Source organism: Mucilaginibacter achroorhodeus (assembly GCF_007846095.1).
GTDB classification, from domain to species: Bacteria; Bacteroidota; Bacteroidia; order Sphingobacteriales; family Sphingobacteriaceae; genus Mucilaginibacter; species Mucilaginibacter achroorhodeus.
In genome coordinates, this window is sequence record NZ_VOEI01000001.1 from 1,137,239 (window position 1) to 1,153,171 (window position 15,933).

At 43.9% G+C, this 15,933-nt stretch carries 11 protein-coding genes and 1 pseudogene; 6 read left to right on the forward strand and 6 right to left on the reverse strand.

Annotated features, from left to right (window positions below; all coding sequences use genetic code 11):
• Nucleotides 1-2 precede the first annotated feature (2 nt).
• From FPZ42_RS05295 to FPZ42_RS05305, 3 genes are all read left to right on the forward strand, one after another.
• On the forward strand, nucleotides 3-1,658 hold the full coding sequence (locus FPZ42_RS05295) for a PspC domain-containing protein (RefSeq protein ID WP_146269419.1): 1,656 nt from the start codon (nucleotides 3-5) through the stop codon (nucleotides 1,656-1,658).
• Nucleotides 1,655-1,867 carry a hypothetical protein gene (locus tag FPZ42_RS05300; RefSeq protein ID WP_146269420.1) on the forward strand — a complete coding sequence of 71 codons (213 nt, stop codon included), beginning with the start codon at nucleotides 1,655-1,657 and terminating at the stop codon, nucleotides 1,865-1,867. The genes FPZ42_RS05295 and FPZ42_RS05300 overlap by 4 nt, the downstream gene beginning before the upstream one ends.
• Before the next feature lie 205 nt (nucleotides 1,868-2,072).
• On the forward strand, nucleotides 2,073-4,538 hold the full coding sequence (locus FPZ42_RS05305) for an outer membrane beta-barrel family protein (RefSeq protein WP_146269421.1): 2,466 nt from the start codon (nucleotides 2,073-2,075) through the stop codon (nucleotides 4,536-4,538).
• A 123-nt stretch (nucleotides 4,539-4,661) separates the two neighbouring features.
• On the opposite strand, the gene FPZ42_RS05310 is transcribed toward FPZ42_RS05305, so the two are convergent.
• Complete coding sequence (locus tag FPZ42_RS05310) at nucleotides 4,662-7,163, reverse strand: M14 metallopeptidase family protein (protein ID WP_146269422.1); 2,502 nt, start codon at nucleotides 7,161-7,163, stop codon at nucleotides 4,662-4,664.
• 53 nt (nucleotides 7,164-7,216) lie between these two features.
• Here FPZ42_RS05310 and recQ point away from each other — a divergent pair, with 53 nt between their 5' ends.
• Nucleotides 7,217-9,406, forward strand: a complete 2,190-nt coding sequence (gene recQ, locus FPZ42_RS05315; protein WP_261382226.1) for a DNA helicase RecQ — start codon at nucleotides 7,217-7,219, stop codon at nucleotides 9,404-9,406.
• Nucleotides 9,407-9,438: 32 nt separating this feature from the next.
• Entirely contained in the window at nucleotides 9,439-10,770 is a 1,332-nt protein-coding gene (locus tag FPZ42_RS05320) for a UDP-N-acetylmuramoyl-tripeptide--D-alanyl-D-alanine ligase (RefSeq protein WP_315898388.1), read from the forward strand.
• Nucleotides 10,771-10,857: 87 nt separating this feature from the next.
• Here FPZ42_RS05320 and FPZ42_RS05325 read toward each other — a convergent pair whose 3' ends face one another.
• Entirely contained in the window at nucleotides 10,858-12,000 is a 1,143-nt protein-coding gene (locus FPZ42_RS05325) for an NAD(P)/FAD-dependent oxidoreductase (protein ID WP_146269423.1), read from the reverse strand.
• Between the two features lie 147 nt (nucleotides 12,001-12,147).
• On the opposite strand from FPZ42_RS05325, the gene FPZ42_RS05330 reads away from it, so the two are divergent.
• Nucleotides 12,148-12,819, forward strand: coding sequence for a zinc metallopeptidase (locus FPZ42_RS05330; RefSeq protein WP_391561002.1), 672 nt, complete (start codon nucleotides 12,148-12,150; stop codon nucleotides 12,817-12,819).
• A gap of 469 nt (nucleotides 12,820-13,288) precedes the next feature.
• Here the strand turns inward: FPZ42_RS05330 and FPZ42_RS05335 are convergent.
• The 4 genes and pseudogenes from FPZ42_RS05335 to FPZ42_RS05350 form a co-directional block, all read right to left on the reverse strand.
• Nucleotides 13,289-13,942, reverse strand: a pseudogene (locus FPZ42_RS05335) (phosphatidylserine decarboxylase family protein); the annotation flags it as partial.
• Between the two features lie 25 nt (nucleotides 13,943-13,967).
• A complete protein-coding gene (locus tag FPZ42_RS05340) occupies nucleotides 13,968-14,780 on the reverse strand; it encodes a phosphatidate cytidylyltransferase (protein ID WP_146269424.1) in 813 nt (270 codons plus the stop codon).
• Nucleotides 14,777-14,989: a DUF2007 domain-containing protein gene (locus FPZ42_RS05345; protein WP_146269425.1), complete on the reverse strand. Its 213-nt coding sequence runs from the start codon at nucleotides 14,987-14,989 to the stop codon at nucleotides 14,777-14,779. The genes FPZ42_RS05340 and FPZ42_RS05345 overlap by 4 nt, the downstream gene beginning before the upstream one ends.
• Nucleotides 14,970-15,908: a CPBP family intramembrane glutamic endopeptidase gene (locus FPZ42_RS05350; RefSeq protein WP_186458686.1), complete on the reverse strand. Its 939-nt coding sequence runs from the start codon at nucleotides 15,906-15,908 to the stop codon at nucleotides 14,970-14,972. The genes FPZ42_RS05345 and FPZ42_RS05350 overlap by 20 nt, the downstream gene beginning before the upstream one ends.
• Nucleotides 15,909-15,933 lie beyond the last annotated feature (25 nt).

Here is a 15,933-nt window from a genome sequence, read left to right on the forward strand (position 1 = left end):
TCATGAATAAAACAATTATTATAAACATAAACGGCATCGTCTTCCACATCGAGGAAAATGCTTATGAGATACTTAAAAGCTATATGACGGATGTACAGCGCCATTTTATGGGATCTGCCGATAGCCTTGAGATCACTACCGATATTGAGAACCGCATTGCAGAGATGTTCAACGAGATATTATTAAAAGAAGGAAAGCAGGTTATCATAGAGCAGGACGTAAAATCAGTAGTTGAGCAAATGGGTTCTGTAGCCGACTTTGAAAGCGTGGAAGACGGCAACACCAGTACTATTCATTCAGGCATACACCCTGCTTCACAACCCCGCCGCCTTTTCCGCGATCCTGATGACCATCTTGTGGCAGGCGTTTGCTCGGGCATTGCCAATTACTTTGATTTTAATTCGGTTTGGCTCCGTCTGGCATTTGCCGTTCTGGTTGCCTTTGGCGGTACCGGCCTTATACTATATATAATACTATGGATTGTTGTGCCTAAAGCCAAAACCCGTGCAGACCGTATGGCCATGAAAGGCCAGCGTTTAAACCTGCAGGGTTTTAAAACTAATTTCGAGGAAGAAATGAGCGGCTTAAAAAGCAATCTCTCAAATTTTAGTGACGAGGCACGTCCTTTTGTTTATAAAACAAGAGATTTTGCCGGCGATGTAGTACAACACACCGGTAACTTCCTTGGCGGCGCAGGTAAGGTTATATTTAAATTGATAGCTATCTGTATCATCATAGCCAGCTTTGCCGGTATAGTGCTCACCGTAGGGGCCGTTATTGTGGGCTTCGCCAGCGGCCATGGTGGTTTTCCTTTTGTGTACCCCTTCAATTCGTTGACTACCGAAAGGTCAAATGTTATCTTCGTGATATCCACTTTACTATTGGTGATAATTCCATTGCTGGCTATTATGCTTGCCATACTTACCTATGTATTTAACGCAAAAGGCATTGGCCGCACACTTGCTTCTACGTTATTAATGTGCTGGATAGTATCGTTAAGTATTGTGATATTCTATGCAGTAAGGATTACATCACAATTTAGGGCAGGTGCCAGCTACAGCCGCACTATTAACATAGCGCCTTCTGCAGACAGCACTTACCATTTGAAACGTAACGATATGAAGTTCCTGACCGCAGAAGACAGCGCACGGTACAATATCAAAGACTTTAAGGGGGGAGTGATATTAGATGATAACGAGGAAAACTTTAACATGCCAAATTCTGAGGTATCGATAAACATTGAACGCAGTGATGTTTCACAACCGGTTTTAGTGGAGTCGTTCAGTGGGAGGGGAGGCGATTATGAAGATGCCTTGGGTAACGCACGTGGCATCACCTATCATTTCGAGCAAACAGGGAACGTTTTAAAGTTTAACCGCAGATTTAAAAAATCAGAAAATATTGCCTGGAGAAACCAGGAAGTACACCTTACCCTTAAGCTACCAATGAATACCAAACTGGTTATTGATGACGAGCTGGATGGGATGCTTAACGGCATCAGTGTTTACGATTGCAAAAGCTGGAACAAGCAAGAGAACGCCTCATTTGCTAATTTTTTGATGACAGATAATGGCCTGCAATGCAAGATAGACACCGTGGTAACTCCCGCCAGGACATTGAAAATAGATAGTGCCAAAACAGACACTTTAAAACAATGAGAACCTTAATAAAGTATATAAGCCTGCTGATCATCAGCGGGCTTATAATACCTTTTTGCATAACCATAGGCAGCCACAAAACAAACGTTGCTGTATCTCAGGCAAATGATACAGCTAATAACATAAAAATGGTGTGTGATACGCCTCAAATGCACTATTTCGGTTTGCAGCAGATCTTGGAATTTGCCATCCCTGCATTAAAAAAATGAATTTCGATGTAACCTTTAGCCCTGTTTCGTCATCTTATAATAAAAACGATCACAGCAACACTAAAGAAATCACATATCGCACATAGAAACATCTACTATCTTAATTAACACCCGCGGCTAACCGCAAACACACAAACTATTTACCGGCAAAAAAAATAGAGGATTCTGTCTTCGTGAATTTCTATTGCCTAAACTTTTTGAACCTATGAAACAATTAACCAAAATATTTATCATCGTTGCGCTGGCCTTTACAGGCGGGCGCTTAAATGCACAAACCACCTCACCGCCCCGGGCTACCGTAACAGGTGCCTTTATAAACGACCAATCTAAACCGGTTGATTATGCAACAGTAACCCTGTTAAGAGCAAAAGACTCTACCGTTGTAAAAGGCACTTTAACCAATGATGCCGGCAGGTACGTATTTGATAAGATAACCGAAGGCAAATACATTATTAAAGGAACAAGCGTTGGCTACCAGCCGGCATTTACCGCGGCCTTTGATGTTGTCAACGGCCAAACCAATGTTACAGCACCTGTACTTAATATGACAACTGCCAGCCGCAGCTTACAAGGCGTAAATGTAGTTGCAAGCAAGCCGCTTATAGAGCGCAAATTGGACCGTACCGTAATGAACGTTGAAAACAGTGTTTTAGCCGCAGGTAACAACGCGCTCGAGATATTGGAACGCGCGCCGGGTGTTACGGTTGATAAAGACGACAACATCAGCCTCAAAGGCAAACAGGGTGTTACCGTAATGATAAACGATAAGCTTACCTACATGTCCGCACAGCAATTAACCACTTACCTGCGCTCAACAGATGGCTCAAATATCCAATCGATAGAGTTGATCACAAATCCATCATCAAAATACGATGCATCAGGAAACTCGGGTATCATTAATATTAAGCTTAAGAAAAACAAAATGATAGGCACCAATGGTAGCTTGACCGTAAACGGTGCCTACGGTAAAAATTTTCGGGACAACACCAGCTTAACGCTTAACCATAAAAACGGCAACCTTAACGTGTTTGCAACCCTTACCCGTGGCGACATTAACAGGGAGAATGTTATAGCGATAGATCGCCGGGTAGACAGTGCTTCTAAAAGCACTTACTTTAAACAGCAAACCAACATGTTTAATAAGATCCATTACAACAACTACCGTTTTGGGGCTGATTATGCTACATCGAAAAAGAATACGCTTGGATTTGTTGTAAACGGCGATTACACAAACGAATATAATGACAATACAGGTATTACCCGCCTGGGCCTCACACCTGCCGCGGCTGACTCTTACCAAACTACCATTGCTGATATGAAGCAAACCTACCGCAGCTTCTCGGCAAACATTAACGACAAATACCAGATTGATACGCTGGGCCAGGAAATAAGCGTAGATGCAGATTACTCTAAATACCGCAACAACTCTGATGCAGTTTATGATACTTATTTTTTCCGCCCGGATGGCAGCACACAAAGGCGACCTTTGTTTATAGCAAACCAAACGCCGTCTACCATTACCATCTGGACTCAAAAGGTGGATTACACGCTGCCTATCACTAAAACGCTTAAGTTTGAAGCTGGTGCAAAATTCAGCTCAGTAAAAACCGATAACGATCTGCAGGCGCAGGTTGACAGTACCGGAACCGTAAATAGTCACCAGTTTGTTAACGATCCAACCCGCACCAACCGTTTTGTTTATGATGAAAAGATTGCGGCCGGCTACATTAACCTGGGTAAAACTTTCACTAAAACATCCGTACAGTTAGGCTTGAGGGCCGAGAACACATCATCAACAGGTGATCTGATTACTTACAACCAGGTGGTTAAACGTAATTATCTTAACCTGTTCCCGAGTTTATTTGTTAATCACACCCTATCAGATAAACACGAACTTGGTTTTAGCTACAGCCGCCGTATAGACAGGCCCAACTATGACAACCTAAATCCTTTCAGGTTCTACCTCGACCAATATACTTACGAACAAGGTAATCCATTCTTAAGACCGCAGTATACCAACTCATTTGAACTAAGCTATACCTATAACAAAACCATTAACCTAACATTAGGCTATAGCCATACTACTGATGTTAGCACACAGGTTATCCTTACTGATACCATAACCAAAGCTACCTACCAAACCAACCTGAATTTAAACTCTCAGGATTCTTACAACGCTAACGTTAACAGTCCATTCACTATAACCAAGTGGTGGACAGGTAACATCAACGCAACAGCGTTCTACCAAAAGTTTAAATCAGACTCATTATTAGGCGGACAATTGAACGCCGGCAAATTTGCTTACCAGGCCCGCTTAACTCAAAACTTCCTGTTTGCAGGCTTTAAGGCAGAAGTGTCCGGCAACTACCAGTCATCATTAAGGTATGGTTTGTTTGATATTAAACCCCAGTATTCTGTAGACGCAGGGGTAAGCCGCTCATTTGCCCAGAAAAAATTGAACATCAAATTTAGCGTGAGCGATATATTTGATACCCGCCGAAATAATGTAAGCAGCCATTATCAAAACGTAAACCTGGATGTTCGTCAGAAAAACGAAACCCGTTTGGCGCGCTTAACACTTACCTACAACTTCGGTAACAGCAAAATTAAAATCCGCCAGCACCAAAGCGGCGCCGACGATGAAAAAGGCAGGGTGAAAAGCGGCAATTAGCCCCCCAGCCCCCTGAAGGGGGAGCTTATGAAAAGCATAAAGCCCGTTCATGTTTTTATGAACGGGCTTTATATTTAATGGTGATGAGTAAATTCCACTCCTCCTTCAGGGGGCTGGGGGCTTCTATTGCCCCACCATAAACAGCGCATTGCTGAATAATAGCTTGCCGTTTTCCCAAAAACTCCTGAACAGCGGATCATCGGCCAGGTAAACTACTGAGCCGCGGCCAATACCTTGTACGCCCATGAGCATACCGCTGGTTAGTTTTTGTTTGGTTAGGAAACCTGCAAAACCTGCAACATAAGCTTTGCTATCTATAGTGCCTACACTCCAATCGTCATCGCCAAGAGGCTCGTAAATATCCTCACTAAGTTTTAAAGTGTAATAAAACTTAGGGAAGCCATAGCCCAGCGGGTGGGTATTATCGATGTTCACTTTAAATATAGCTCCCGGTATGCTTGACCGCAAGGCATCGCGGTTACGATCCGCATAAATACGTTTCTGCGGCTTGGCTTTAGCATCAGGCTTGTCTGCCTTCTTATCTTCTTTAGCTTTGATGTCAAATCCTTTTTTATCAACCAAGGATGCCACTGCATTTTCCATGGCTATGAGTTTACCGCCGTCACTTACCCACTTTTGCAGGTTATCTGTCGATAGGTCATTGTACCTTCCGTCGGGCAAAACAATCACATCATAATCGGCAAGCTTTAAGCGGTTAAGGTCCTGGTACCTGATAAGCGTAACCGGGTAACCTATCTGCTGCTCCATGAAGTGCCAAACCTCGCCCATCGCTTCAGCGTTGATACCATCGCCGGAAACCAACGCTATGCGTGGTTTCTTAATATATCTTATGTCAAAAGAACCGATATCCGATCCCTTATCAACAAAGCCTGTTGAAAGCGGTGTTATCTCATGGCCCAGGTTGGCTGCTATTTGCGTTATCATCCTGTCAAAGTCGGGGCGGTCATTACCAGCGCGAGTTATCAGCAGCGAACCGGCAGTAAATTTTTTACCTCCTGCTTCAAACGGTTCCTGCGAGTACCTTACCTTAACACCTTGCTTCAATAAAGCAGAAAGGAATCTCACGTCAGCAATGGATTGCCAGGCAGATACATAAGCATAAGCTTTTGTGTTGCTCAGCGCAGCCGGCTTAACCACGCTCCAGTTGGCATTGGCCGGCTTGTACGATTCTTTTAATCCGTAAGCCTTTAACCCGTAAGCATAAGGTAACGACCACGCAGTTATGTCATAAGTTGACGAATCCGGTATATATGTCTTAGGTTCCAGCAATACATGCAGCAGTACCGATTTAGGCTGATAGGCATTTATCACCAGGTCGTTATTGCCAACGGTATAGCGTTCATCAGCCCCGCTAAAATAATTATACCCGGTTACCGCTTTGTTACCCAATCCGTAGCCAAATTGTATACCGTTGCGGGTAAGCAGTTTGGCTAATTGCTCAACCTTTTCATTGTTATCGTTTTTTATAACATAGGTTTTAAACTGCCCAGGCGGGTTTTGGCGGCTATTATCATAAAACTTTTTAAACTCGCTAACCACACGCTGGCTATTAGCTGCAACCACTTCAACGGTAGCCATGCTTGTTTCGTGGTGGTGTGCTATACGTTGGAAAAGTGTAAGTGTATCTCCGATGGCGGTAACCACGGCAAGGCCGGCGCCTATACCACCTTGCTCATAGGTCATGCCGATAGAGCCATTGTAAAGCGGATAGGTATCGCCGTAAGATGGGTACAGCAGGTCAAATTCCTGTTTTGTAAAATACATCCAGCCGTTGGCATCAAAGTGTTTAGCATTGTTCTTGCCAATCGTCACCTGGAAATCGCGCTGCCACTGGGTTATGTCTTTGTGGTAAGGCTCGGCCGCCGGTGCAAAATAATAAGGGTTATTATAGCCCTGCTCATGAAAATCAACATGTATCTGCGGCAGCCATTGATTAAATAAGGCTACTCTCGCCTGTGTTTCTTTTTGTGCCTGCCAAGCCCAATCGCGGTTAAGGTCAAAGTAATAATGATTCACCCTGCCGCCTGGCCATGGTTCCATGTGTTCCCTCGCGGTGGGGCTTGCGTTTGGTGCGGCACCAACTACTGAATTATAAAAATTCACATATCGCTCACGCCCATCCGGGTTTAAACATGGATCAATGATCACCACCATGTTTTTTAATTCAACCTGTACCTTGGCATTGTTTGGATCCACCAGATCATACAGCGTCCACATTGCCGCTTCACTTGATGCCGGTTCATTGCCGTGAACATTATAGCTCAGGTAAGTGATCACCGGAGTGTTTGCAGATGCAGCACCACTCTCTATCCCGGCCAGTCGTAGGTTATTGTGCCTTATCTCATCAAGCCGGTTTATATTACCTGACGATGCAATAAATGCTGCAATCTGTGGCCGACCTTCGTTTGTAATACCAAACTGTTGCAGCTTTATATTCTTAGATGTAGCAGCAACGTATTTGAAGTACTCAACAATGCGGTGGTGTGGCGTAAAATGCTCGCCCAGTTTGTAGCCAAGAAATTGTTCTGGGGTTTGCAGTTGTTGCGCAAATACTGCCGCAACGCAAAAAGAAGCTATAAATGTGGTAAGTAGTTTTTTTATCATTTAGTAAAGTCAGTTCAGTAAAGCTAATCTAAGGATTTTTTTTGCTGATACACATGGGGCTGCAATTTCAAATCCGCACCTTTGCCATAGTGATGACTCCTTTGCAAGCCCTTCAAAAGTATTTTGGTTATTCCGAGTTCCGCCATTCGCAGGAAGCTATTATCAATACCGTTTTAAACAACCAGGATGTAATGGTGCTGATGCCAACCGGTGGTGGCAAATCATTATGCTACCAGTTGCCTGCGGTTTTACTGAATGGATTAACCGTGGTTATTTCACCATTGATTGCGCTGATGAAAGACCAGGTGGATAGCCTTAACCTGAGCGGTATCCCGGCGGCTTATCTCAACTCCAGCCAATCTACCGAAGAGCAAAAAGATATAGCTATCCAGCTACAAAACAACCAGCTGCGCCTGCTCTACATAGCACCCGAACGCTTATTTGCGCCCGATAACCGGATGATGGCTTTTTTAAAGACCCTGAACGTAGTCCAATTTGCTATTGATGAAGCACATTGTATCTCGCAATGGGGGCATGATTTCAGGCCTGAATACCTGATGCTTGCCGGATTAAAAAAAGAATTTTCGGGAGTGCCGGTAATTGCTTTAACTGCAACGGCAGATAAACTTACCCAGAAAGATATTTTAGAAAAACTTAATCTGCACAAGCCTTCAGTTTTTGTTTCATCGTTTAACAGGGCCAACATCACCTACCGGGTAGTGCCGAGGCGCAAGGGCTTAGATCAATTGATGGATTTCCTGGAGCAGCGTAAGGATGAGTCGGGTATAATCTACTGCCTGTCCCGCAAGTCAACCGAAGCTTTAGCTGCTGACCTTAAAGAAGAAGGTTATGCCGTTGAGGCTTACCATGCCGGTTTAAATAACGAGGTAAAAGCTCAAAACCAGGAAGCTTTTTTGCGCGATGATGTGAAGATAATAGTGGCTACCATCGCCTTTGGGATGGGCATCAATAAATCAAACGTGCGCTATGTGGTGCATATGGATCTGCCCAAGAATATAGAGGGTTATTACCAGGAAACCGGTCGCGCCGGTCGCGATGGCTTACCATCTGATGCCATGCTGCTGTATTCGCCGGGCGACGCCATTAAATTGCGCGGCTTCGCCATGGTAGATAACAATGCAGAGCAAAGCGCCATCATGCTGAAAAAGCTGGATGATATGGTGAATTATTGCCAGTTGCACGCCTGCCGCCGACAGTACCTCATGAATTACTTTGACGAGGATTTTCCGGACCATTGCGGCTCATGCGATTTTTGTTTAAGTGAGTTCACCAAGTTCGATGGCACGCTTATAGCACAGAAAGCGCTATCCGCGGTAGCAAGATTAAAAGAGCGCTTTGGTAATAATTACATTGTTGATTTTCTTCGCGGATCAAAAAGTGAGAAGATCTGGGCCGACCATAAGGCACTTAAAACTTATGGTGCCGGTGCCGATATCAGCAAAGCCGACTGGCAGCGTTACCTTCGCGAACTGACCGGGCAGGGCTTTCTCCAACAGGCTGATGAAAACGGTTATCCCACCCTGAAACTTACGCCCAAAAGCGAAGCAGTGCTTAAAGGTGAACAAAAGGTTGAATTGATAGCGCATCATATAACTGAAGAGGCGGAATACGAAACTCCTGCCTACGAAGCAGAATTATTGAACGCCCTGCGCCAGCGCCGACATGATTTTGCCGTGAGTGAGAACCTTGCGGCTTACATAATATTATCAGATTCCACACTGCAGGAGATGGCCACTTATCTGCCTCAAAAAATGGATGAGCTCAGATTAATTTCCGGCTTTGGCGATGTAAAACTGGCACGTTATGGGCGCGAGTTTTTAGAGCTCATCGTTAACTACAGCAAGGCTAAGGGATTGGATTCGCTGATCAAACTAAAATCAGCAAAGCGTGAACGAAAACCCAAAAAGGCAAAAGTATCTGACACCAACAAAGCCAGCCTTGAGCTTTTCAAGCAAGGATTATCTGTAACGGAGATCGCACATGAACGTGGCTTATCAACCACAACTATCGAAGGTCACTTGTCATCATTTGTGCAAACCGGGGAGTTGGATGTAAGCACATTTGTATCTGCCGATAAAATGCCTGCTATAAAAAACGCCATAGAAAGTTATGGTGCAGAACGCCTTGCCCCGCTTAAGGAAGTTTTAGGTGATGCTTACAGCTACGGCGAGATAAAAGCTGTTATAGCCTGGATGAATTTTATGCAGAACGCAAACACTTAAAAGCTCAAAGCCGTTTTATATATTCGTACACCATGATCACTACCGAAGAAATTTACCAGCTCTATCTGCAGCATCCGATTATCAGTACCGATACGCGCAATATTGCACCGGGTAGCCTGTTCTTTGCCCTAAAGGGAGAAAAATTTGATGCCAATACTTTCGCCGAAAAGGCTATCGAAGCAGGGGCGGCTTATGCTGTTATCGATAACCCCGAATACGCAAAAGGTGATCAATTTTTATTGGTTGATGATGTGCTGACCGCACTGCAAGATTTAGCGAGGCATCACCGTAAGCAGCTAACCATACCGGTTATAGGACTTACCGGCTCAAATGGCAAAACCACTACTAAAGAGCTGATCAATGCTGTGCTTTCTGAAAAATTTAACACCCTTGCTACTAAGGGAAACCTAAATAACCACATAGGTGTGCCCCTTACCATACTTACCATAAATAGCTCGCACCAAGTGGCGGTTATTGAGATGGGCGCTAACCACCAACGCGAGATAGCGCTGTTATGTAGTATTGCCCAACCAAGCCACGGCATGATCACCAATGTTGGCAGAGCACACTTAGAAGGTTTTGGTGGTGTGGAGGGTGTAAAAAAAGGCAAAGGCGAGCTGTACGATTTCTTGAATGAGGATAGCAGCCGCATAGCATTTATCAATAGTGATGATAACGTGCTGCAGGAAATGCGGAAAGCACGCAACATGCAAAACGTAGTTTACTACGGTAAAAGCATCAACAATGATAACCTGGTAAACGGCAAATTATTGGAGAATGCCCCGCTGCTTAGCTTTAAGTGGAACGACAAAAAAAGCTCATCATACAACGTAAAATCGCAGCTAACCGGCTCTTATAATCTGGATAATATTTTAGCAGCTGTTTGTATAGGTACTTTTTTCGGGCTCAATTCTGATGAGATCAACGCAGGCGTTGAGGGTTACCAGCCAAAGAACAACCGATCGCAAATTGTGCAAACGGCAAGAAATACCCTTATCTGTGATTTTTACAATGCCAATCCAAGCAGCATGTTTGTGGCCATTGATAACATGGACAAAGTAAAAGCCGATCGCAAGGTGGTGATCTTAGGTGATATGTTCGAAATGGGTGAAGAGTCAGCGGCTGAACATACAGCAGTTATCAAAAAAGCGCTCTCTGCCAACCTGGATCAATGCATCTTCATCGGCAAAGATTTTACAAGCCAGCAATCGGAGGTTGAGAGTGCAAAGCTGGTCAACACCACATTTTACCTTACTGCCGAAGATGCCATTAACGGGCTCAAAGAAAACCCGATAAAGAACGCAACCGTGCTTATAAAAGGTTCGAGAGGTATGGCGCTGGAGCGGTTAGTAGAGTTGTTATAATACCCCGTTTAAATTATATCATTGCGAGGAGCGCAGCGACGTGGCAATCTCATCGAACGCATGTAATGTCGATGAGATTAGTTCAAGTTAAGTATTCAGCACCAACTCAGCCACCTCTTCCCCAACTAACGTGCCCATGGCTACGCCCATGCCGTTGCAGCGTACCGCACAAAAGATGTTGGGCTCAAGCTCCTTTACAATCGGCTTAAGCTGTTCGCCAAAGCCCATGATGCCGCTCCACCAATAATCAATTTCAAAAGGAGTGCCGGGCAATATTATAGCTTTCAAATACTCTACAAGCTTATCCTGCACTATTTCTGTATGCCCAAAGTTGGTTGTCTCTTCCGCTTTAAAATCAAGGTTGCGGCCACCGCCAAAAAGTATCCTGTTGTCGATATTCCTGAAATAGTAATATCCCTCGTTAAAGTGATAAGTGCCTTTGAGTTTTAATCCGGCAATAGGTTTGGTAACCAATACCTGTCCGCGCCCGGGCTTCACATCAAGATGGGGGTAAAGCGTTCTTGCAAATGCGTTTGTTGCAACAATTACCGTGCTTGCCTTAAAGCTGCCAACAACTGTTTTAAGTGTTACGCCTTTACTCTCATTATGTATCGAAATAACACCGCAGTTGTTAAGCACCAGTACATCCTGTTGGTAAAGTTTTGATAATAAGGCACGCATCATTTTACCCGTATGTATCTGTCCTTCATAAGGGTTATAGATCATGTGCTTTACCCCAGCAAAGCCGAACCCTGCTATTTTAGCATCCGCAACTGAATAAATGTCATGCCCCTCGATGTCACCTCGCAACAATTCGTTTAACCGTGAAATATTATCAAAAGCCTCTTCTGCTTGCAAAAATTCTTTGTTCATAAACAGCTCATAGCCACCATGCTGATGGTAATCTATTGCCTCATCACCAAGGATCTGCCGCATACGTTGCAGTCCCCGCCATTTGTAATTAACCAAAGCTGCAACCTCTGCCGGCGAGCAAGTTTTCAGCGCCTCCGATTGCTCGGACACGGTACCAAAGCACGCAAAACCTGCGTTTTTAGTGCTGGCGCCACTCGGCAAAAAGCCCTGTTCCAAAACAAGTACCTTTAGCTTTGGCTCTGTTCTTTTCAAATGAAGCGCAGCGTTAAGCCCAACAATGCCACTGCCAATGATTATTACATCGGCATCATTAACAAAAGCGGTTCGCTCCCAGTAAGAAAAGTTGTTGGCTTGCATAAATTCTGATTTACATCATGGCTATTTCAATTTGCACTTATGGCATTATTTTCAAATGGAATGCTTTTTGAAATAGACCATACATCTAAAACTATTGAAAATATGATGAATTTGTTATTTATCCCATATAATTCGGCATGGCTGCTTATGATAGTGGTTACGCTGGTGAGCTTTATTGTGCAGTGGCGTTTTAAAAGCAAGTTTAAAGAATACGCAGAAATGCCCCTTTTATCGGGCCTTACGGGCCAGGAAGTTGCCGAGCGAATGCTTAAAGATAACGGCATTTTTGATGTACAGGTGATATCTGTTGAGGGCCAGCTTACAGACCATTACAACCCTGAGAACAAAACGGTAAATCTTAGTCCGGATGTGTATTACAGCCGCAGCATCGCTGCTGCAGCAGTTGCCGCGCACGAGTGCGGGCATGCCGTGCAACATGCAAAAAATTATAGCTGGTTATCGTTCCGGTCATCCATGGTGCCTGTTGTAAATGTGGCCTCTACCTTAACCCAATGGACATTAATGATCGGTATCATGCTACTATTCTTCACACATAACCCATTTGTATTGGCAGTTGGTGTTGGCGCGCTGGCATTGGTAACTTTGTTTAGTTTTATTACCCTGCCTGTTGAGTTTGATGCAAGCAATCGCGCATTGGCCTGGTTAACCAATAATTACAAGGTGATGCAAACCCGAGAGGAGCATGAACAAGCTAAAGACGCACTCTGGTGGGCGGCCATGACCTACGTTGTTGCAGCCTTAAGTGCGTTGGCTACGTTGGTTTATTATGCTTCTTTCCTATTTAACAGAAGGAACTAATAAAATTTATTTATGAGTTAAATCGCCGGAGAAAAATCTTCGGCGATTTTTTTTGTGTTCACTGTAGCGCTTTGATCAATAATGCCGTCATACTTCAAACACCGAAAGCACGATCACTTTCATACGTGAGAAGTTTGCCGCTTTAAGTGGCAGGCGGATGATCTTTTGGAGTTTAATTAGTTTAGTGAAAAGGGCCGCGCGATGCGGCCCTTTCTATTTTAAACTATTTCTTTTCGGGACTTTTTTTTGCTGCCGGCTTGCGTGGAGCACGCGGTTTAGCAGCAGCTTTTTGCTGAGCGGGAGCAATCACTTCGGGTTCTATGCCAGCAGTTGGGTTAACCTCTTTATCATGTTCAATAACAAGCGCGGCCTCGGGATGCTGCTCGGTTAATGGCTCAGTATGGTCAGGAATAGCTGTATCAGTTATGACATCTGATGTAGCATCCGGCAATGGCTTGCTTACACTGGTTAATTCGGCCAATACGGTACGGCCACCTTTAACAACCTGGTCAAGCTGTACATTTATTTTAGTTCCTAACGGAAGGAACACATCCACACGAGAACCAAATTTGATAAAACCGAACTGGTCGCCTTGTTTAACTGTATCGCCTTCTTTTACATACCATACAATACGGCGGGCCAAAGCACCGGCAATTTGCCTGAACAGTACTTGTACACCCTGGCTGTTTTCGGTAACAACCGTAGTACGCTCGTTCTCGGTAGATGATTTTGGGTGCCATGCAACCAGGTATTTACCAGGGTGATATTTAAAATATTTTACAAAGCCGCTAATGGGGTTACGGTTAACGTGCACATTTACCGGCGACATAAAAACCGACAGCTGTATACGCCTGTCTTTTAAAAATTCAGGTTCGTCAGTTTCCTCTATCACTACAACTTTACCATCGGCAGGGCAAAGCACATGGTTCTCATCAATATCTATATCAAAAACCGGGCTTCGGAAAAACTGTACAATAGTAACAAACAGCGCAAACGACAGGATATAAACTATCCACTTTACCACATGTGCCTCAGGGAAATAGAACTGAATAAGCGCATTCAACACAAAAATGAACAGTATGCAAAGGGCAAGTGACGTATATCCTTCTTTATGAAATCTCATGATCTAAATGGTATTTAATACAAAGCTAAGCATTTAAAATAAAGTGCACATAGGTGTAAACAATTGGCGCGGCGAATAATAAGCCATCAAACCTATCCAAAACACCACCGTGGCCCGGCAGCAAACCGCCGGAATCCTTTACATTGATGCTGCGTTTAAACATTGATTCTATCAGGTCGCCGGTTGTGCCGATAACGCCTATGATGATAGCAACGCTGACCCACTGTTTCCAATCTAATTCCGGGTAGTACAGGCTGATAACAAACGCTGCACCCGCAGCTATAAGCACACCGCCAATAAAGCCTTCCCAGGTTTTCTTCGGCGAATGGCGTTCAAATAATTTGGTACGGCCAAAAGCACGGCCGGTTAAATAAGCACCGGTATCATTGCTCCAAAGCATAAGCAAAAATGCAAGCGGAAAATGGAAGTTATAGGTTCCTTGTATGTAAGCAAGTGCATGAAAGAATGTAAACGGCACAACTGTAAACACCAAACCAAGTATGGTAAACCCGATATTGGCGAATGGCGATACCGATATTTTGTATAGCTCCTGGCCAAAAATACCGGCCATTGTAAGCGTGAGCATAAATAACAGATGATGATAAACAGGCGCGTCATGATAATTGATCAACCCGAACAGCCCGAATATGGCTACGGCATTGATGAACCCTGCGGAGCGGTTGACGGCGATCCCGCTTTTGATGATAAGGCCATAAAACTCATGTAAACAGAGCAGTGTAAGTAACAGGTAAAAACCCATGAAAACCTGTGGCCCAAGTAACAGCGAGCCTATCATTACAATTAAAAAAAAGAAGCCTGTTATGGCGCGTGTCTTCATAAAGTTATCTGGTTCAAGATCATCATCTCGATAGCCTGGCTAAAATCATCCTGGTGCACATAAACCTCTACATAACCAAAATTTTGATGCGAAGACGACTGCCTGTTCAGCAAAACAGCGTCAATATGGTTCCCTGTAAGCATTTGCTTCACAATTTCAGACTGATAAAAATTTGAAGATGTAAATACTTTAACCCAGTTCTTCTCCATTTAATTTGGCGTTTTCTCTGCCGCCGGCTACCTTTTTGTAAACAAGCAGCAAAATTATAATAATTATCAGGCTAAATACATACTGCCACCAAGTAAATACATGCTGGTCATCGGGGTTTAGTTTGATACGCTTATTTTGATATAAATAGGTGGCAACTACCGCTGTGCTATTGTTTAAAAAGTGCCCCCAAACCGCAGGCCATATGCTGCCACTGTATGCAACAAAATACCCAAATAAAGCACCCAGCAACATACGAGGTAAAAAACCATAAAACTCCATGTGGAAAGCGCTGAAAATTGCAGCAGTTACCCAAATGGCGGTATGCTCATTTTTTGTCAACTTCACCAATATGGTTTGCATACCACCACGAAATAAGAACTCTTCTGCAACTGCGGTAAGAAAACCTACCAAAAAAACATTTTTAACGCAATCCCAAACGGTGTGCATATTCAGGATTGCTGCGGTGACTTGCTTAGCGCTTTCTTCGCTTTGCTTCATCCAGTTTTCCACTCCTTTTAAACTTTGGGGTAGAGTAAGCTGCTGGTTAATATTGCTTAACAATTCTATCAGCGGCGAAGAGATCAACATAATGAAAAACGCAACTACGAAAAGTACAGGCGGGATACCCCAGCTTGTTTTTAAATATTCCTGTGGCTGCCGCATAACCCAGGCTGCAAACAATACCGGGGCTACGAAGATGGGAATGGTTGTAGTGACAATTTGTAAAAGATAAAGCGCAGGTATGCTGCCTGGATCGCTAAAGTTGAGCCTGGCTATATCCATAACCAACCCAAAACCGTAAAACAAACCTATTGCAAGTATGCCCAACACATTAAACACCACAAACACACCGGCAAATATCACCACAAAGTAAAGGAATTGCCTTCCCGGAGATGTTTGATTTAGAGACGTTTTCACCATGTAACTCAAATTGCGTAAATTT

Coding starts and splice junctions, on each gene's coding strand:
- FPZ42_RS05295 (WP_146269419.1), top strand. CDS start 3: ATGAATAAAACAATTATTATAAACATAAACGGCATCGTCTTCCACATC.
- FPZ42_RS05300 (WP_146269420.1), top strand. CDS start 1,655: ATGAGAACCTTAATAAAGTATATAAGCCTGCTGATCATCAGCGGGCTT.
- FPZ42_RS05305 (WP_146269421.1), top strand. CDS start 2,073: ATGAAACAATTAACCAAAATATTTATCATCGTTGCGCTGGCCTTTACA.
- FPZ42_RS05310 (WP_146269422.1), bottom strand. CDS start 7,163: ATGATAAAAAAACTACTTACCACATTTATAGCTTCTTTTTGCGTTGCG.
- recQ (WP_261382226.1), top strand. CDS start 7,217: ATGGGGCTGCAATTTCAAATCCGCACCTTTGCCATAGTGATGACTCCT.
- FPZ42_RS05320 (WP_315898388.1), top strand. CDS start 9,439: ATGATCACTACCGAAGAAATTTACCAGCTCTATCTGCAGCATCCGATT.
- FPZ42_RS05325 (WP_146269423.1), bottom strand. CDS start 12,000: ATGCAAGCCAACAACTTTTCTTACTGGGAGCGAACCGCTTTTGTTAAT.
- FPZ42_RS05330 (WP_391561002.1), top strand. CDS start 12,148: ATGATAGTGGTTACGCTGGTGAGCTTTATTGTGCAGTGGCGTTTTAAA.
- FPZ42_RS05340 (WP_146269424.1), bottom strand. CDS start 14,780: ATGAAGACACGCGCCATAACAGGCTTCTTTTTTTTAATTGTAATGATA.
- FPZ42_RS05345 (WP_146269425.1), bottom strand. CDS start 14,989: ATGGAGAAGAACTGGGTTAAAGTATTTACATCTTCAAATTTTTATCAG.